A 17,406-nucleotide genomic window follows, 5' to 3' on the forward strand; every position below is an offset into this window, starting at 1 on the left:
ATATTTACAGGAGATATTCAATGAAACGAATTGTCAATCTGAGTTTGTGCGTACTGTCCGCCGCGCTGTTGATGACCGCCTGCGGCAAACAAGAATCGAAAACAGCGGAAAGCGCCGAGCCGAAGGTATACCTGGTGGGTGCCGAAGCGACTTTCGCGCCGTTCGAGTACCAGAATGAACAGAAGGAAATCGTCGGCTTCGATGTCGACGTCATGAACGCCATCGCCGACAAGGGCGGTTTCAAGATCAAGTTCGTCAACACGCCGTTTGAAGGCATCTTCAACTTCCTGGCGCAGGGCGACCGCGATCTGCTGGCATCGGCCATCACTATCACCGACGAGCGCAAGCAGACAGTCGATTTTTCCGAGCCCTACTTCGAAGCGGCCCAGCTGATCGTGGTGCCCAAGGATTCCAAGGTCGCCAAGTTTGCCGACCTGAAAAACATGAAGGTGGGGGTGCAAAGCGCGACTACCGGCGATGAAATCGTGCAAAAGGAACTGGGTAAGAGCAATCCGAACATCAAGCGCCTGGAATCGGCGACGCTGGTGATGAAGGAACTGGAAGGCGGCGGCGTCGAAGCCGTGGTATCCGATAACGGCGTTATCAAGAACTACATCAAGAACAATCCATCCGAAGGTTTCCGCTTCATTTCCGATCCGGCTTTCCCTAAGGAGTATTACGGCATCGCCGTCAAAAAGGGCAATGCGGACCTGTTAGCCAAGGTCAACAAGGGTCTGGCGGCGATCAAGGCCGACGGCACCTACGACAAGATCTACGCCAAGTACTTTGCCGACACGTCCAAATAAGCGGGAGCGATCATGAAGCAACGATATCTCCCCGCCCTGGTGCTGCTGTGTTCGCTGACCATGCTGGCGGCATGCGGTAAAAAGGAAAACACTTCCGCTACGGCTGCGGCCAGCACTGAGTATGTGGTCGGCGCCGACGGCGCCTACGCCCCTTTCGCTTCCGAGAATGAACAGAAGGAACTGGTCGGCTTCGACATCGAGATCATGAAAGCCGTGGCCGACAAGGCCGGCATCAAGGTCCGCATCGTCAACACGCCGTTCGACGGCTTGTTCAATGCACTGGCGCAGGGCGACCGCGACATCCTGATCTCCACCATCACGATCAACGACCAGCGCAAGCAAAGCATGGATTTTTCCGAGCCTTACTTCGTCGCCAAGCAATTGATCGTGCTGCCGCAAAGTTCAAAAGTGACCAGGTTCGAAGACTTGAAAGCACTGAAGATCGGCGTCCAGAGCGGCACTACGGCCGATGAGGCGGCGCAGAACCTGGTCGGCAAGAACAGCCCCAGCATCAAGCGCTTCGAATCGATGCCTTTGTCGTTCCAGGAGCTGGAAGGCGGCGGTGTCGACGCCGTGGTTGGCGACAACGGCGTGGTCACCAATTTCGTCAAGAACAATCCGACCAAGAATTTCCGCATCATCAACGACCCCGCCTTTCCGAAAGAGTATTACGGCATCGCTGTGAAAAAGGGCAACCAGGAATTGCTGGCAAAGATCAATCATGGCCTCGAACAAATCAAGGCGGACGGTACCGAAGACAAGATCTACAAAAAATATTTTGCGGATGAAAAGCTGTAATCCTGTATCGATCTGACCAGTAACGCCGGCTGATGGCGCTCAGCGCCATCAGCCGGCGACTTATTTTTTGCGAGAACACCATGAAAAAAATCTTAAGCCGCTATCTGCCGCTGTGCACGCTGGCCTTGGGCCTTATGGCAGTCAGCGCCTGCAGCAAGAAAGAAGAAGCGCCTGCTGTCGCAGCCAAACAAAGCCTGTACGTGGTTGGCGTGGAATCGGCTTATGCGCCATTTTCTGCTGAAAACGAAAAGAAGGAAGTGGTCGGTTTCGATATCGACGTGATGAAAGCCATTGCCGCTAAAACCGGCATCGAGGTGAAATTCATCCCGACCCCGTTTGAAGGTTTTTTCAACTTCCTGGCTCAGGGCGACCGTGACCTGCTGATTTCCGCTATCACGATTACCGATGAGCGCAAGCAGACCGTGGATTTCTCCACGCCCTATTTCGAAGCCAGCCAACTGATCGCGGTACCGCAAAGTAATACCACGGTAAAGCAGTTCACGGACCTGAAGACCTTGAAAATCGGCGTGCAAAGCGCCACCACCGGCGATGAAGTGGTGCAAAACCTGGTGGGCAAGAACAACCCGAGCATCAAGCGCTTCGATTCGACTCCGCTGGCCCTGAAAGAGCTGGAAGGCGGCGGCGTGGACGCCGTGGTGGCGGACGACGCCGTGGTTAAAAATTACATTACCAACAACCCTTCCGCCAGCTTCCGCGTAGTGTCGGATGCCGGTTTTCCGAAGGAGTACTACGGGATTGCGGTCCGTAAAGGCAACGCCGAGCTGCTGAACAAAATCAACCAGGGCCTGGCTGACATCAAGGCCGATGGCAGTTTCGCCAAAATCAATGATAAATATTTTGGCAACGCCAAGTAATATTAACCAAAAGCGCCCGGACCACCGATTTTTGGCGGTCCAGGGCAACTACGGTATAATTTTCCGCTAATTTTTTATATCCTTATACGCAACCTGGGTAATGCCGAAATCTGGCTGCGTATCCGTCTTCATCCTCGCATCATTTCTTCTCAATAATCTATGGATTTCCGCTGGAGCATCATACAAGGCTACGCGCCGCTATTCGTCAAAGGCTTCTTCATGACGCTGCAGGTCGCCGTGATCAGTATCATCATCGGCACCATCCTCGGATTATTTCTAGGCATGCTGCGCCTGGCTGAAGTCAAGCAAGGGCCATGGAAATGGCCTTTTCGCTTAGTGAAAGGACTGGCCGGTTTCTATGTGGCGTTCTTCCGCGGCACGCCGCTGTTCGTGCAGATCCTGCTGATCCACTTCGCCGTGATGCCGGTGCTGATCCATCAAGACAACGGCTTGCTGATTTCCGGCGAACTGGCGCGCACCATCAAGCAAGACTATGGCGCCTTTATCTCTGGCGTAGTCGCCTTGTCGCTGAATGCCGGCGCCTATATTTCCGAAATTTTCCGTGCCGGTATCCAGTCCATCGACCGCGGCCAGACTTACGCGGCATCCAGTCTTGGCATGGGTTATAAAGCGACCATGCGTTATGTGGTGCTGCCGCAAGCCTTCCGCCGCATGCTGCCGCCGCTCGGCAACGAAGCCATCACCCTGCTCAAGGATTCATCGCTGGTATCCGCCATCGGCCTGGCCGAACTGGCATATGCCGCCCGCACTGTCGCCGGCGCTTATTCGCGCTACTGGGAGCCGTACATTACCATTTCCGTGGTCTATTTTGCGATGACCATGTGCCTGGCGACGCTGGTTGGACGGCTGGAAAAGAAGTACGCGGCGCCGCATCACCGTTGATTGAAATCGCTGGTTGGGCCGGATTACGCTTCTGCGCCAGTCCTATCAGCGCAATTTCGGCGTGGACCTTGAGTTGCATCGAGTGATCGCCACGGGCAATAATCTGGAGCGATGTAACGCACATCGGCCAGCGAACGAGAGCCGTCGAACTGCTACTTGATTAGTCTCAGCCCCGCTGTCTTTGCCGCTTTTTCGTCAAACGTTGCGGTGTATTCGCACTGCGCCTCATGACACGCGCGCTCAATCAGACAATCAGCGAAATCGGCCGACGACCCGGCGTACAGTCGCAAAGCCTTCCAGACCGTCTCAGCTGCCTCAATCACGAGTTCTTTTGTACGAAGCAGCGTTTCGGTCACTTGCGCTATCTCCTCGCGGCCAGCGCCGTACGCCCGGCCAAGCACCCATATCACTTCGACCAGTGCAACCTGGGTAACGTACCCAGGGCGCTCGACTGTCAGAGATTCGATCAGAACGCTTGCCTTGCGCGCCTGCGCCGGATCGTCCTGCACCAAATAACGGACCAGCACATTCGTATCGAGTCCAATCATCGGGCAGATGCTCCCTGCTCGGCGATTGCCGCATTCATGTCTTCGATCGATACCGGTTGCGCCGGCTTGCGGATGATGCCCTTGAGCGCTGTCACCGAGTGTGTGGCAGGAACCACCTCGTACCTGCCGGTGTCCTCGTTGAGGATGAACTCGATACGGTCACCGGCAGACAATCCAAGCTGGTTCCGTACGTCCACCGGAATCGTGACCTGACCTTTCGACGTCACAGTTGCAGATGTCATATTACCTCCTAAAAATCACATTCCTTACTTTAAAGTAAGGAGAACGAAAAGGCAAGTGGTTTTGACTTCCTGTGCCCGTCATACCCGCGTGCATAAGACTTTCCTTGATAGCGGCGAGCAGAGACGCGGCAAGCAATGCGCAATCTGCTGTTATTGGGTGGGTCCTAGTCGATTTCCGTCAAACCCCCATCCACCGTCAACAAAGCGGTCCGCAAGCGTTTGCCGGCAAACACCGGCTGCGCCGCCTGGCGATAACTGCGCAACTGGGCGGTGTAAGCTGCGCGCTCGTTGTCCAGCAGATTGCGCTTGTAGTCAAGAATCCATACCTCATCTTCAAACACCACCACGCGATCGAAACGCAACACGGCGTTGTCGGCAATAATTTCCATTTCATTGCGCGCGTGCAGGTGCAAACCGGGATTGAAGAAGTGCTCCAGCGCCGTTTGCGCCAGAATGGTTTGCGCCTGTAGGCGTACCTGCCTTGCCAACGCCAGCGGGCATGGCAGCCAACGGGCGATCGTCTCGGCTTCCGGCAACACTACCGGCCATTGCCCATGTTGGGTGACACGTTCCAGCAAACCGTGCAAGGCGACGCCTTCTGCGATCGCCTGGTTATCAAAAGTCGCAGCAACAACGACTACCGGCGGCGGCAACTGCGGCGGATCGAAAATCTCCTGATTGAATCGCTGCGCGCCGCTGGCAACGGCATCCAGCGCGTGCTCCACGGCCTCGTCGACGACCGTCTCCGGCACCAGTTCAAGACGTGCATACCAGCTGTCTTCCGTGACACCGCCGCTTCTTCCCGCGACGCCACTAATGATCAGCAGCTGCTTGGCGCGGGTGGTCGCGACGTAGAGCAGATTCCAGTCTTCCTGGGTTTTGAAGCCCTCTTCCGCGTTGAACAGAGGATCGCGCGCAGCGCCGCGTTCGGCGCTACTGCCGAATGCTGAAAAATGCCGGGGTGCCTCTGCGTCTTGCGGCCAATCGCACAAGATGCCGTAGTCGTCACGCGCCGGCTTGCTGTGATTGGCGTCGAGCAGCACCACGACCGGCGCTTCCAGCCCCTTGGCGCTATGCACCGTCAAGATCCGCACCGCATCGGTGGCGGCGTCAATGCTGGCTTCATCGGGCGCATCACCGCCACCCGCATGTTGCAAGCCGCGCAAGGCGTCGATGAATTTGGGCAGGCTGGGATAACGGCCGGCATCCATGTTCAGCGCCAGTTCGACGAAGGTTTCGATGTTGCCGATCGCCTGGCTGCGCGATAGTGGCGACGCCGCCTGTGCGTAGCGCGCCAACAGCTGGCCTTGGTGCAAGATCAGGTCGAGCAGATCGTGTACCGGCAATCGCGGCGCTGCTTGCAGCCATTGCTCAAGCAAAGCCACCGCGTGCTGCACCGTCGGCGCTGCGCGCTCTTCGCCAGCCGCAGCCCGCAAGCGCGCCCACCACCCGCGCTCGGGGCGTTGCGCCAGGTTGATCAGGTCGTCATCGCTGGCGCCGAAGATCGGTGATTTCAATACATGCCCGAGCGCGCGCGCATCGTCCGGCGTGATCAGGAAAGTCAACAAGGCGATCAGGTCCGAGATTTCCAGCGATTCCAGCAGGCCGCCGCGCTTGTCCGACATGAAGGGGATCCCCGCTTCGCGCAAAGCGCTTTCGTAAGCGCCGAGATGGCTGCGCTTCTTCACTAGCAGCATCACGTCCGACCAGCGTAGACTGCGCCGGCCATTTTCCTGAGCGACGGTCAGCCGCTGGCGGGCTAGCCATAAAGCCTGCGCCAGTTGCTTGCCTTCGTCGCGGCGACGTGCATCTTCCGACTCTTCGCGCGCAGTGATCAAGGGATTGCGCAAGCCCGGCGAGGATGCATCGTCCGCCGTCTCGCCAGCCGGCTGCTGGATCAAAGGCAAGCGCCAGACTTCGCCGCCGACTTCGCCCAGCGTGGTCTGTGCCGAAAACAATGGATTGGCATGAAAACCGGCATTCAGCACTTCCACGATCGCGCTGGCGTTGCGGCGCGTCTGGTTGGCTTGCAACACCGTCGCGCCCTGCTCTTGCAATAATGTGCGCGCGGCTTCAAATACCCGCGGTTCGGCGCGCCGGAAGCGGTAAATCGATTGCTTCGGATCGCCCACCACAAACACGCTGGGTTGACCCGCGTCTTCGCCATAAGCACTGAGCCAGGCGCGCACAATGCTCCATTGCAGCGGATTGGTATCCTGGAATTCGTCGAGCAGGATATGCTTGTAACGCGTATCGAGCCGGCTCTGCAGGTAAGCTGCACTCTCCGGATTGGTCAGCAGGCGATAGGCTTGCCATTCCAGATCGGCGAAATCGAACAAGCGCTGCTCGGCCTTGAGCGCCTGATAGCACTCCAGATAGGCATTGCCGACGCTGAACAGATGCTGGTTCATGCTCAGCACTGTGCGTTCGCTGCTACGCCGGCGCAGCAATTTCAGCGCTTCGCCGGTGACGCCGAACTGTTCATCGAAGGCGTCGAGTGCATTGCCGCCCAGGCTGTTCTCCAGTACCTTGAGAAAATCCTTGGCTTTACCGTTACTGCGCGGCTTGCCGTTATCGTCAAAAAACTGATGGCAAAGTGCATCGAAATTTTCTACCGTGGCGCCAGCGGTCAGCGCCACTTCAATCGCCGTCGCGCGCTTCTGATTGGTGGCAGAACCCTGCCCCAGCAGCCAGGCGATCTGTTTGATTTGCGATGACAGTTTGTCGTCATCCCACAGCGACAAGCGGGCGTCGGTTTCAGCGTCTTCGCCGCACAGTTCACGCAGCCACTCCAGCGGCACTTCCGCACCCTGCCGGGTCACGGCCCACCACTCGGCACGCTTGTCGATGAAGGCGTTAAGCAATTTCCTGGTGCTGAAGTCGCCGGTCAACTGATACAGGGCCAGCAAATCCTGTTTGATTTCACTGTTCTCTTCGTCGTTCAACGATTGCATGAAACGCAGATACGCATCCGCCAGCAGCTCGCCAGTCTTCTCAGTCAAGGCGTAGCCATGCGGCACGCCAGAGGCCAGTGGCGCGATCTGCAACAAGCGCGCGAACCAGCTATGGAAAGTATCGATCGATAGACTTTGCGGACTGGCCAGCACGCGCTCATACAGGCTGCGCGCCGCCGGCAGCACCTGCGCCAGCTCTTGCGGCGCAATGCCGCGTTCCAGCAATAACTTGCGGACCTTAGGCTCCGGCTGCAGCGCCAGATCGTGCAGCAATTCCAGCAGGCGTTCGCGCATTTCCTGCGCCGCCTTGCGGGTAAAGGTAATCGCCAGCAATTCAGAGGGCGCGGCGCCAGCCAGCAGCAGGCGCAACATGCGCGCCACCAGCAGCCATGTCTTGCCGCTGCCGGCACAGGCTTCCACCACGACCGAATGCTGCGGATCGCAAGCGGCGTTGGTGAAGCTCTGGGCTTCGACCACGTTGCCGTTCATACGGTAAGCACTTGGCAAAGCGGCTTGATCAAGCATCGACGCGCTCATTACCAGGCTCCCTTGCGGCACAAGCCACGTACATCGCAATACTGGCACACCGAAGCCACGCCATTCGCAGGCAGACCGACGCCGCGCGCAATCGCCTCGACGTTGACGGTGATCTGCGCGGCGAGTGCGCCTTGCGCCTGGTCGTAGTCCGGTGCGCTGACGTCGCCGACCTTGTCCCTGGTGGTTTCCAGTGCGACGTAATGCGCCGACACCACCGGCCGGTCGGACAGCAGTCCGTAGAACGCCAGTTGGTGATCTTCGTGGTCTTTCAGTTTCTTGTTGAGCGCCAGCAGGTTGTTGGTCTTGTAGTCGAGCACGGCGCGTTCGCCGTCATCGTTTTCATCGATGCGGTCGATCCGGCCATGCAAGGTCAGGTCGCGGTCCGCCAGCGGCAACAGCTTTTCATACGCTTGCTCGCCGAAGACAAAGCGCCAGCCCGCGGCTTCGTGTTCATTGGCCCACGCCACATACGGCGCAATCACTTTTTGCCAGCGTGCGTAATAACCGAGCGCCGCCGCGTTCTTGCTGATGATGGCGTCGAACAGTTTTTTGGAAATGGCGACCAGCAAGGCTTCGCGCTGATGTAGCGGCAGTGGTTCATCTCTCAATGACTCGTGGTAGGTTTCAAGGATTTCATGCAGCCAGCCACCGTAGTCGCGCTTTTCCGGCAAATCGGACAATTCATCCAGCGAAGCGAGGCCGAGCATGCGGCGCGCAAAGAATTGGTAGGGGCAGGCGATGAAGCTGTTGTAAGCACTGGCGGTCAGGCGCGCCGGCGTCAGCTGCGCGGCGGCAGGGGCAGGCATCAGCGATGGCGTCGGCTGCAAATTCTGCACGGCAATCGCCGCCCGCAGCTCTGGCAAGGGCGGCGCAGTTGCGCGCGCGAGGGTCAGTTGCAAACGTTGGATCCAGGGGCTGACCGGATTCGGCTCGCCGTCCTTGTGCGCCTGCCAGGACAACACCACTTGCGGATTCATCGCCAGCAATTCAACCACGTCGCGCAATTGCTGGCGTTGCCGGCTTTCGCGTGTCGCCAGGCCCAGCTCGCGCCGTACAGTGTTGGCAAAGAACAGCGTTTCCTGCGGCTGCGAGGGCAGGTGGTCGGCATCGGCGCCAACCACCAGCACCGCTTCAAAGACGCGCAAGCGGGCGCCGTTCAGCGGCAGCATCACTACGCGACGGTCGTTGATGGCGCTGATGAAACTGGTGTCGTCAAGTTGCAGGTTGACCAGCGCGCGCCATTCCGGAAAGGAGAACAACGCACTGAAATCGTTGCCCGGCGGCGCGATGTTCTGCAACAGCTGCAATATCTGCTGGCCGGCGGAATCGGCGCTCAGGGCTGAGGTAATGCCGAGCGTATCCAACGTCGAGGTGGTGGTGGCGATCCAGTCGCGCAGATTCTTGCGACCGCCAAACAGGCTGGCCTGCTGCGCCAGCAAGGCCACCACCTTCTGCTCTGCCGGCGCCGAACCGAGCGCGCCGGTTACCGCGCGCCACTCGCCGAGCACGTTGGCGCGCCGCAGCAGTATTTCTATTTTCATGACCAGCGCCGACTTGTTGGCGATGCTGTCCTGCGCATCGTGTAACAAGTCGCTAGGCGCTTCGTTCAAGACAAACGGCGACTTCAGCAAATCGAGTAATGCAGTGGTTTCGCCGCGTGCGGTGATCACATCGAACCACGCCGAGATTGCCGAAGCGGCGCGCGTGGTCGAGAGCTTCCAGCCGGTTTCATCGGCGACGTGGATATGCGCCCGCTCCAGCAAGGCGCGGATACGCCGCGCCACCACCCGGTCCTGGGCCACGATCGCCAGATTGGTTTTGCCGGCTTGCAGCCAGTCGATCACCATCTGCGCGCCCTGCACGGCTTCGTCTTCGACGCTCTGCGCTGCGCACAGCGCCAACTCGGTCGAGAGCGAATAATCAACCGGCACCTGCTGCTCCGCGCCGGCAGCGGCTTCGACCATCTCCGGCCATGCCAGCGTATAAGCCGGCAACAGTGCAGGCGCGCGCCAATCGAGCGTGATCGTCAGTACTTGCTGACGCTGGGCATAAGTATCGAGAAAAGCCTGCTCCAGCGGTTCCGGCGCTACCGAGCTGATCCAGACCATGGGCTGGCTGGCGCTTTCGGCCAGCTGCAGCATTTGCGTGAAGCGCGCCGCAATCGCATCGTCGGCATCCAGCTGGCTTTTCCAGATCGACCAGACCAGCTGGGTTTCATCCGACAACAATTTGCGCGCATCTGGCGACAACTGTTCCAGCGCGTTTTGCCAGCGCTGTTCCGCATCGCCGTCATCACCGCCGCTGTGCAGAAATGGCAGCATAACTTGCGTCAATTCATCTGATAGCGCTAACAAGGTCTGGGCCAGCGGCAGCAGATCGGTATTGCGGCGCGCAGTGAATAATTTCTTCAGCCAGCCGTGCTGGCGCAGTTCGGCGTACAGCCGCATCAGGCGCTCGCTGGCCGGCAGCACGTTCGGCAGCGGCGGCATGGTTGCCAGCAGGCCGGACAAGGTAAAAAATTGCGGCGGCAGGAAAGTCCCGCCCAGTTGCGCGCTCAGTGCGGTTTTCAGTTGCTGGGCGTGGGCAAAGGTCGGTAGTATCACCCGCCAGTGCGAAAAATCGCGCATGTCCGCGCCGCCTTCACTACCGTGATGTCGACAAGCCGCCAGCAATGCACTTGCCGTGGCTGGCCAGAAGTTGGCGGAAGGGGCGATGAATACTGACTTTAATGACATGATAACGACATGAGACTCACTGAGGCGTTGCGAAGATGCAGGGACCGCTCGCCGCCATAGGAAGGAAAGCGCAGGCGAGGGGCTCTTTTTAGCAACAATTACCTGTCATTTTATGCGAGACCCTCAAAATATCGCTGCAAAATAAGATCATGCGCCACACTTTTTATTAAAATCGGTTATTATTTAGTGAATATCCCGCCGCAACACCTCTTACCACACCCACTAAAACTTGAATTCGCGCACGGCATCCCCACTTATTAATTAGAATAGGGAAGCCGCTGGCAACCACCAAGCAGGAATGGTAAGTCGTCTTGGCACACATTGATTATTTTTCCCTCACACTGAGGAAACCATGAGCGAACACATTAAACACACTTCCGATGCAGCTTTCGAGGCTGATGTACTTAAATCCGACAAACCGGTCCTGGTAGATTTCTGGGCTGAGTGGTGCGGTCCATGCAAGATGATTGCGCCTATCCTGGAGGAAGTCGCCAAGGAATACGGCGACAAGCTGCAGATCGTCAAGCTGGATGTGGATTCCAACCAGGCTGTACCGGCCAAGCACGGCATCCGCGGCATTCCGACACTGATCCTGTTCAAGAACGGTGTCCCGGCTGCGCAAAAAGTCGGCGCATTGGCCAAGGGCCAGCTGACAGCATTCATCGATAGCAATATCTAAGAACAATCGCGGCGGTGCGCCCGCATCGCCGCTTGCGTTATACCTAATATCTAAAATACCGCGCAGTTCCCTCCCCCACCCAATATTTCCCATCCCGGGACACTCATACCTATGCATTTATCTGAATTAAAGGCGTTACACGTCTCCGCCCTGCTAGAAATGGCAATCGGCCTGGACATCGATAACGCAGCGCGTTTGCGCAAACAAGAACTGATGTTCGCGATCCTGAAAAAGCGCGCGAAATCAGGAGAACAGATTTTTGGCGATGGCGCCCTCGAAGTCCTGCCTGACGGCTTTGGCTTCCTGCGCTCGCCCGACGCCAGCTACATGGCGTCCACCGACGACATTTACATTTCGCCTTCGCAAATCCGCCGTTTCAACCTGCACACCGGCGATTCGATCGAAGGTGAAGTGCGTACGCCGAAAGACGGCGAACGCTATTTTGCACTGGTCAAGGTCGACAAGGTCAACGGCGAATCGCCGGAAGCGTCGAAACACCGCATCCTGTTTGAAAACCTGACGCCGCTGCACCCGAACAAGCCGCTGCCGCTGGAACGCGACATGCGCGGCGAAGAAAACATCACCGGCCGCATCATCGACATGATCGCGCCTATCGGCAAGGGCCAGCGCGGCCTGCTGGTAGCGTCGCCGAAGTCCGGTAAATCGGTCATGCTGCAACACATTGCGCATGCGATTACGACTAACCATCCTGACACCGTGATGATCGTCCTGCTGATCGACGAACGCCCGGAAGAAGTAACCGAAATGCAGCGTTCGGTGCGCGGTGAAGTGGTTGCATCGACTTTCGATGAACCAGCCACACGCCACGTGCAAGTTGCTGAAATGGTGCTGGAAAAAGCCAAGCGCCTGGTCGAAATGAAAAAAGACGTAGTGATCCTGCTGGACTCGATCACCCGCCTGGCGCGCGCCTACAACACCGTGATCCCTGCTTCCGGCAAGGTCCTGACCGGTGGTGTCGACGCCAACGCGCTGCAACGTCCGAAGCGCTTCTTCGGCGCCGCCCGCAACATCGAAGAAGGCGGTTCGCTGACCATCATCGCCACCGCCCTGATCGAAACCGGCAGCCGCATGGATGACGTGATCTACGAAGAATTCAAGGGTACCGGCAACATGGAAGTCCACCTGGAACGCCGCCTCGCAGAGAAGCGCGTGTACCCGGCCATCAACCTGAACAAATCCGGCACCCGCCGTGAAGAATTGCTGATCAAGCCTGACCAGCTGCAAAAAATCTGGGTGCTGCGCAAGCTGCTGTACAGCATGGATGAGATCGAAGCGATGGAGTTCATCCTCGACAAGATCAAGTCGACCAAGAACAACCTGGAGTTCTTCGACATGATGCGGCGCGGCGGTTAATCACCCGGCGCTCAGCAATCATCGATATTGCTGTAGCGGTTGAGATCCACCTCAACCGTAAACAAAGAAATCCGGCCTGTGCAAGCACGCCGGTTTTTTTACGTCTGGCAGCTACATGCTGCATTGGGTAATTCGATGAATTTAAGCAACAAATGACAGCAAAATAGTCCTACATAGTCAGAAGAAGTCGTGCGCAAGCCGCACGGTTAAATGCTATCCTTGCGAACCTCCTTTTTCCGCGCGATCCATCATGGCGACCACTCAATCCAGTCAATCGAAATTCGGCACAGTTCTGCGGGTTACCAGCGGCAACTTCATGGAGATGTTCGACTTCTTCCTGTTCGGTTTCTACGCGACTTACATTTCCAAGACTTTTTTCCCTGCCGCCGATGAATTTGCATCGCTGATGCTGACTTTCATGACCTTCGGCGCCGGGTTCCTGATGCGACCGTTGGGGGCCATCATCCTGGGCGCCTATATCGACCGCGTCGGCCGCCGCAAAGGCTTGATCACGACGCTGGCGCTTATGGCGCTCGGCACCATGCTGATTGCTTTCGTACCGGGCTTTGCCACCATCGGCTATGCGGCGCCTTTCCTGGTGCTGGTCGGCCGCTTGCTGCAAGGCTTTTCGGCCGGGGTTGAATTGGGTGGCGTCTCGGTGTATCTGTCGGAAATGGCGACGCCGGGCCACAAGGGCTTCTATGTCAGCTGGCAGTCCGCCAGCCAGCAAGTGGCCATCATTGTCGCCGCCGCCCTTGGTTTCGGCCTGCAAGTGTGGCTGCAGCCGGCGCAGATCGCCGATTGGGGCTGGCGCGTGCCGTTCTTTATCGGCTGCATGATCGTGCCGGTGCTGTTCGTGATACGCCGCTCGCTGCAGGAGACCGAAGAATTCAAGGCCCGCAAGCACAAACCGCCAATCCGCGAAATCCTGAAATCGATGGTGGATAACTGGGGCCTGGTAATCGCCGGCATGATGCTGGTTTCAATGACTACCGTGTCGTTCTACCTGATTACCGTCTACACGCCGACCTTCGGCAAGAGCGTGCTGCACCTGAGCACCACGGATGCCCTGGTGGTGACGTTCTGCGTCGGCATTTCCAACTTCATCTGGCTGCCGGTGATGGGCGCGCTGTCCGACCGCATCGGCCGCAAGCCGCTATTACTGGTCTTTACCGTTCTCACCATTCTCACCGCCTATCCGGCCTTGTCGTGGCTGGTGGCCGATCCGAGTTTCCAGAAGATGCTGATGGTCGAGCTGTGGTTGTCCTTCCTCTACGCCAGCTATAACGGCGCCATGGTGGTGGCCCTGACCGAAATCATGCCGGTCGAAGTGCGCACCGCCGGCTTTTCCCTGGCGTATAGCCTGGCGACAGCGATTTTCGGCGGCTTTACGCCAGCCATCGCCACCGGCCTGATTAAATACACCGGCGACAAGGGCGCGCCGGGCATGTGGATGACCGCCGCCGCAATATGTGGCTTGATTGCAACACTGTATTTGTATCGCAAGAACGGCAACCAGACGCCTGTAGCGGTCAAAAACTAGGCTTGTCCAAGGCAAGTCGACTGCTCGCCTGGATCCCCTGTATCCGAAAAACACCGGATCAGTGCCGCATTAAACACACAAGGCACTGATTCCATTCGTTTTTCCGACTTATTCCCCCGATCATTGGCCAGATTTATTGTATAATTTACGGTTTTCCACCCCTGGCAAGTGATCGACAATCGGGTCAAGAAGCAGGACGACCGACGAAGTGATTGATTGGCTACCGCACCATTGAGGCAATTATGAAAGACGGCATTCACCCAAATTACCGCGAAGTCCTGTTCCACGACGTTTCGAACGATTTCAAGTTCGTCACACGTTCGACCATCCAGACTCGCGAAAACATCACCCACGAAGGTAAAGAATACCCTCTGGTGAAGATTGAAGTTTCGTCGGAATCGCACCCGTTCTACACCGGTCAACATAAAATCGTTGACACCGCCGGCCGTGTTGACAAGTTCCGCAAGAAATTCGGTACTGTCGGTTCCAAAACAGCGATCGCGAATCAATAATTCGTCCGTTTGTTCAAAAAGGCAGCTACGGCTGCCTTTTTTTATTTATCAAATTTCGCGGCAGCACATGCCGCAAGAACCAAGTCTTTGATAAATCGCAGGAAAACAAGCGTAAATAATTGTATGTTTGCTTGAGAACATCCAGAACAAAAATTACTCTCAGCAATAGCGAAGTCCCCTGCTATCCGGCACAATACCCAACAATTCAATATTGATCAGACCTCATTGTGATGAAGCCCGTCCGCCTCCCTGCTTCCGCCACCAGCGCACTGCCACGCTGGGGGCTGTGGGCGCTGGGACTGTTGTATATCCTGCCGGGCCTGATCGGGCGCGATCCGTGGAAAAATGAAGATGCCTCGAGTTTCGGCATCGCCTGGACCATGGCGCACGGCGGCATCGCCGACTGGCTGGCGCCGAATATCGTCGGCTTGCCGATGTCTGCCGAAAGTCCCCTGACCTACTGGATCGGCGCCATCTTCATCAAATTGTTCGGCTGGCTGCTGGGAGATCCGCTGGCGGGTCGCTTGTCGGCCGTGGTATTTTTCCTGGTAGGTTCGCTATCGGTCTGGTACACAGCCTATCTGCTCGGGCGCCGCACCGAAGCACAGCCGTTGCGCCTGGCGTTCGGCGGCCAGCCGGAACCCCGGGATTTTGGCCGCACGCTGGCAGACAGCGCGTTTTTGATTTATCTCGGCAGCCTTGGCTTGCTGCTGCCCAGCCACGAACCTATCGCCAAGAGTTTACAGATTTCCCTGGTGGCTTTTGCCATTTATGCTGCAGTGCGGCTGTTTGAAGCGCGCAGCCTGCGCAGCGCCGCCCTGCTCGGCCTGACCTTCGGCTTGCTGATCCTGACCCGCGGCTGGGTACTGCCGCTGGCGCTGCTGAGTGGTCTGCTGGTTTTGGCGTTGATGCGTCAAAAAGCGATCGCCAGGGATTTGCTGCTGGTCGCCTTGCCCGTGGCGGTAGCGGTTGCGGCCATCTGGTTTGCCGCCAGTTGCGCCTTGCTGCCCGGCGGCCCCGGCCGTTTCGCGGCATGGAGTGAGTTTAACCTCCAGCAGCTAAGCTGGCCTAGCTGGACCGCTTTATCGTATTACTTTAAATACGGCATCTGGTTTGCCTGGCCGGCATGGCCATTCGCGGCCTGGGCAGTGTATGCCTGGCGCGAGCAGCGTTCGACCCTGCATATCGCCTTGCCATTGGCATTTTTCATCAGCCTGACGCTGATGCTGCTGCTCAATCCGCACCCGGAAGAAAACATCCTGCTGCCGCTACTGCCGCCATTGGCGGTCCTGGCGGCATTCGGCTTGCCGACCATGAAGCGCGGCGCAATCAATGCGGTCGACTGGTTCTCGGTGATGACCTTGACCGCATGCGCAGCATTTTTCTGGCTGGCCTGGATCGCCAAGGAAAGCGGCTGGCCGACGCAACTGGCCAAGAACGTCTACAAACTGGCGCCTGGTTTCAAACCGGAATTCAACGTGATCGCTCTGGTCATCGCATTGTTCGGTTCGGTATTCTGGATCCTGCTGGTGAACTGGCGCCTTTCCCGCCGGCCAACCGTGCTGTGGCGCGCGATCGTACTTTCCTCTGGCGGCGTGATCCTGTGCTGGTTGCTGCTGGCCACCTTATGGCTGCCATGGTTCAACTACAGCAAGAGCTACGCCGGCGTGGCGGTGCAAATCGACCAGCACCTGCCAGCGGTCAAACAATGCGTGGATACCAACGTCGGCCCGGCGCAACGGGCATCGTTCGCCTACTTCGGCGAAATCCCGTTTGGCGAATACCGCCAGGCGCATTGTGATTTCCTCCTCTATCAAGACAATATCTCGGTCAAGACCGACGACGCCATCTGGCGCGAGTTCAAAGGCAACTGGAAACTGCTATGGACCGGCCGCCGTCCTTCGGACCGGGATGAACGTTTCCGTCTATACCAGCGTGTGAGCAATTAATAGCGGCTTGCGAGGGCAATTCGGGTGGTAGGCGGAGTATTCAGGAAAAAGCAGATTCATACGCAAAGGTTATTGATCGCACCGCAGAATTAAGTCATAATAGCGGACGCGTTGCCGAGATGGCGGAATAGGTAGACGCACGGGACTCAAAATCCCGCGGTGGCAACACCATGGGGGTTCGATTCCCCCTCTCGGCACCAAAGACTTACCGATGCTGAAAGCGAAGCGCAGCTTCGCGGGGGAAATCGAAAGGTTCGGCTTGCAAGCAATCACCCGGAGGCGCGATGTCCATCCCGGCTACGCTCAACGCAATCTGTGACCTGCTCAAGCGCGAGACCGGACTCCCTGCGAAAGCAGGCGTGCCCGGCAGCACTGCCAAAGGCCTCTTCGTCTGGCCCTACCGGCTCGTGCGGACCGAATCCCGGGCCGTCCTGCCGCGTCCTCCCGGCGCTTTTCCTGAACCACCCCAGACTTCGCTGGACATCCCCTTGCTGGTGCTGGCTCGCCCGGCATTTTCAGACGCCGGACTCGATATGCTGGACGCAGCGATGCACGCGTTGATGGAGAACACTATCGTCACGTTTCAAAATGGCCAGGCCAGACTCTCATTCGACACGCGGCTCGACATTGCCGAGCTCTGCGCGCTGTTCACGGCCGCCCGCCTGCAGCCCGGCCTTGCGCTCGAACTCGTCGCGAGAACGACGATCACGCGTGGCGTCCCGGTCCCGTGACGATCGATGAACTTGTCCGACGCTCGCCGCCATGCGTTGTCGCTTCCCGAGACGAGCGAAGAGCCGCACTTTCATTTTTCGTCGTTTCGCGTGCGCGGAAAGATCTTCGCGACCGTGCCGCCCGAAGAGACCCATCTCCATGTCTTCGTCGATGAACTCGCTCGCGAAGCCGCACTCGCGACCGAGTCCGCATGTGTCGAGAAGCTTCTCTGGGGCGGCA

Annotated in this window: 15 protein-coding genes and 1 tRNA gene; 12 read left to right on the plus strand and 4 right to left on the minus strand. The window is 57.9% G+C overall.

Translation table 11 applies throughout. From position 1 onward, the window contains the following. Positions 1–20 precede the first annotated feature (20 nt). The 4 genes from ABI171_RS11100 (at position 21) to ABI171_RS11115 (ending at position 3,382) form a co-directional block, all read left to right on the plus strand. Positions 21–806: a basic amino acid ABC transporter substrate-binding protein gene (locus tag ABI171_RS11100; RefSeq protein WP_348092622.1), complete on the plus strand. Its 786-nt coding sequence runs from the start codon at positions 21–23 to the stop codon at positions 804–806. A gap of 12 nt (positions 807–818) precedes the next feature. Then, positions 819–1,604 (plus strand): basic amino acid ABC transporter substrate-binding protein, encoded by a 786-nt coding sequence (locus tag ABI171_RS11105; protein WP_348092623.1) that lies wholly within the window; start codon positions 819–821, stop codon positions 1,602–1,604. An 80-nt stretch (positions 1,605–1,684) separates the two neighbouring features. Continuing rightward, a complete protein-coding gene (locus ABI171_RS11110) occupies positions 1,685–2,479 on the plus strand; it encodes a basic amino acid ABC transporter substrate-binding protein (RefSeq protein ID WP_348092624.1) in 795 nt (264 codons plus the stop codon). A 159-nt stretch (positions 2,480–2,638) separates the two neighbouring features. Then, positions 2,639–3,382 carry an amino acid ABC transporter permease gene (locus tag ABI171_RS11115; RefSeq protein WP_348092625.1) on the plus strand — a complete coding sequence of 248 codons (744 nt, stop codon included), beginning with the start codon at positions 2,639–2,641 and terminating at the stop codon, positions 3,380–3,382. Positions 3,383–3,534: 152 nt separating this feature from the next. On the opposite strand, the gene ABI171_RS11120 is transcribed toward ABI171_RS11115, so the two are convergent. The 4 genes from ABI171_RS11120 to ABI171_RS11135 all read right to left on the minus strand — a co-directional run bounded on the left by ABI171_RS11120 (position 3,535) and on the right by ABI171_RS11135 (position 10,398). Further along, positions 3,535–3,930 carry a type II toxin-antitoxin system VapC family toxin gene (locus ABI171_RS11120; RefSeq protein ID WP_348092626.1) on the minus strand — a complete coding sequence of 132 codons (396 nt, stop codon included), beginning with the start codon at positions 3,928–3,930 and terminating at the stop codon, positions 3,535–3,537. Then, positions 3,927–4,172 carry an AbrB/MazE/SpoVT family DNA-binding domain-containing protein gene (locus ABI171_RS11125; protein WP_348092627.1) on the minus strand — a complete coding sequence of 82 codons (246 nt, stop codon included), beginning with the start codon at positions 4,170–4,172 and terminating at the stop codon, positions 3,927–3,929. The genes ABI171_RS11120 and ABI171_RS11125 overlap by 4 nt, the downstream gene beginning before the upstream one ends. A gap of 164 nt (positions 4,173–4,336) precedes the next feature. Further along, positions 4,337–7,651, minus strand: a complete 3,315-nt coding sequence (locus ABI171_RS11130) for a UvrD-helicase domain-containing protein (RefSeq protein ID WP_348092628.1) — start codon at positions 7,649–7,651, stop codon at positions 4,337–4,339. A gap of 11 nt (positions 7,652–7,662) precedes the next feature. Next, positions 7,663–10,398 (minus strand): PD-(D/E)XK nuclease family protein, encoded by a 2,736-nt coding sequence (locus ABI171_RS11135; RefSeq protein ID WP_348092629.1) that lies wholly within the window; start codon positions 10,396–10,398, stop codon positions 7,663–7,665. Between the two features lie 352 nt (positions 10,399–10,750). On the opposite strand from ABI171_RS11135, the gene trxA reads away from it, so the two are divergent. The 8 genes from trxA to ABI171_RS11175 all read left to right on the plus strand — a co-directional run. Next, complete coding sequence (gene trxA / locus ABI171_RS11140) at positions 10,751–11,077, plus strand: thioredoxin TrxA (protein ID WP_061532392.1); 327 nt, start codon at positions 10,751–10,753, stop codon at positions 11,075–11,077. A 111-nt stretch (positions 11,078–11,188) separates the two neighbouring features. Further along, positions 11,189–12,451: a transcription termination factor Rho gene (gene rho, locus ABI171_RS11145; protein WP_348092630.1), complete on the plus strand. Its 1,263-nt coding sequence runs from the start codon at positions 11,189–11,191 to the stop codon at positions 12,449–12,451. A 250-nt stretch (positions 12,452–12,701) separates the two neighbouring features. Continuing rightward, the gene (locus tag ABI171_RS11150; protein WP_348092631.1) at positions 12,702–13,994 is read left to right on the plus strand and encodes an MFS transporter; all 1,293 of its coding nucleotides are present in this window, start codon (positions 12,702–12,704) and stop codon (positions 13,992–13,994) included. Positions 13,995–14,236: 242 nt separating this feature from the next. After that, positions 14,237–14,506, plus strand: coding sequence for a type B 50S ribosomal protein L31 (locus tag ABI171_RS11155; protein WP_325668445.1), 270 nt, complete (start codon positions 14,237–14,239; stop codon positions 14,504–14,506). Positions 14,507–14,736: 230 nt separating this feature from the next. Further along, positions 14,737–16,455 (plus strand): glycosyltransferase, encoded by a 1,719-nt coding sequence (locus ABI171_RS11160; protein ID WP_348092638.1) that lies wholly within the window; start codon positions 14,737–14,739, stop codon positions 16,453–16,455. A gap of 113 nt (positions 16,456–16,568) precedes the next feature. Then, positions 16,569–16,655 (plus strand) — tRNA-Leu (locus tag ABI171_RS11165). Positions 16,656–16,739: 84 nt separating this feature from the next. After that, on the plus strand, positions 16,740–17,186 hold the full coding sequence (locus tag ABI171_RS11170; protein ID WP_348092632.1) for a hypothetical protein: 447 nt from the start codon (positions 16,740–16,742) through the stop codon (positions 17,184–17,186). 12 nt (positions 17,187–17,198) lie between these two features. Beyond that, on the plus strand, positions 17,199–17,406 hold a 208-nt coding region (locus ABI171_RS11175; protein ID WP_348092633.1), incomplete at its 3' end, for an MmcQ/YjbR family DNA-binding protein.

This window comes from Collimonas sp. (assembly GCF_039923675.1).
In the GTDB taxonomy this organism is placed as follows: domain Bacteria; phylum Pseudomonadota; class Gammaproteobacteria; order Burkholderiales; family Burkholderiaceae_D; genus Collimonas.

What these genes read in the sequence shown, in the direction of transcription:
- trxA (WP_061532392.1), top strand. Translation starts at nt 10,751, where the DNA reads ATGAGCGAACACATTAAACACACTTCCGATGCAGCTTTCGAGGCTGAT.
- ABI171_RS11125 (WP_348092627.1), bottom strand. Translation starts at nt 4,172, where the DNA reads ATGACATCTGCAACTGTGACGTCGAAAGGTCAGGTCACGATTCCGGTG.
- ABI171_RS11130 (WP_348092628.1), bottom strand. Translation starts at nt 7,651, where the DNA reads ATGCTTGATCAAGCCGCTTTGCCAAGTGCTTACCGTATGAACGGCAAC.
- ABI171_RS11160 (WP_348092638.1), top strand. Translation starts at nt 14,737, where the DNA reads ATGAAGCCCGTCCGCCTCCCTGCTTCCGCCACCAGCGCACTGCCACGC.
- ABI171_RS11120 (WP_348092626.1), bottom strand. Translation starts at nt 3,930, where the DNA reads ATGATTGGACTCGATACGAATGTGCTGGTCCGTTATTTGGTGCAGGAC.
- ABI171_RS11135 (WP_348092629.1), bottom strand. Translation starts at nt 10,398, where the DNA reads ATGTCATTAAAGTCAGTATTCATCGCCCCTTCCGCCAACTTCTGGCCA.
- ABI171_RS11105 (WP_348092623.1), top strand. Translation starts at nt 819, where the DNA reads ATGAAGCAACGATATCTCCCCGCCCTGGTGCTGCTGTGTTCGCTGACC.
- ABI171_RS11115 (WP_348092625.1), top strand. Translation starts at nt 2,639, where the DNA reads ATGGATTTCCGCTGGAGCATCATACAAGGCTACGCGCCGCTATTCGTC.
- ABI171_RS11170 (WP_348092632.1), top strand. Translation starts at nt 16,740, where the DNA reads ATGTCCATCCCGGCTACGCTCAACGCAATCTGTGACCTGCTCAAGCGC.
- ABI171_RS11100 (WP_348092622.1), top strand. Translation starts at nt 21, where the DNA reads ATGAAACGAATTGTCAATCTGAGTTTGTGCGTACTGTCCGCCGCGCTG.
- ABI171_RS11110 (WP_348092624.1), top strand. Translation starts at nt 1,685, where the DNA reads ATGAAAAAAATCTTAAGCCGCTATCTGCCGCTGTGCACGCTGGCCTTG.
- rho (WP_348092630.1), top strand. Translation starts at nt 11,189, where the DNA reads ATGCATTTATCTGAATTAAAGGCGTTACACGTCTCCGCCCTGCTAGAA.
- ABI171_RS11150 (WP_348092631.1), top strand. Translation starts at nt 12,702, where the DNA reads ATGGCGACCACTCAATCCAGTCAATCGAAATTCGGCACAGTTCTGCGG.
- ABI171_RS11155 (WP_325668445.1), top strand. Translation starts at nt 14,237, where the DNA reads ATGAAAGACGGCATTCACCCAAATTACCGCGAAGTCCTGTTCCACGAC.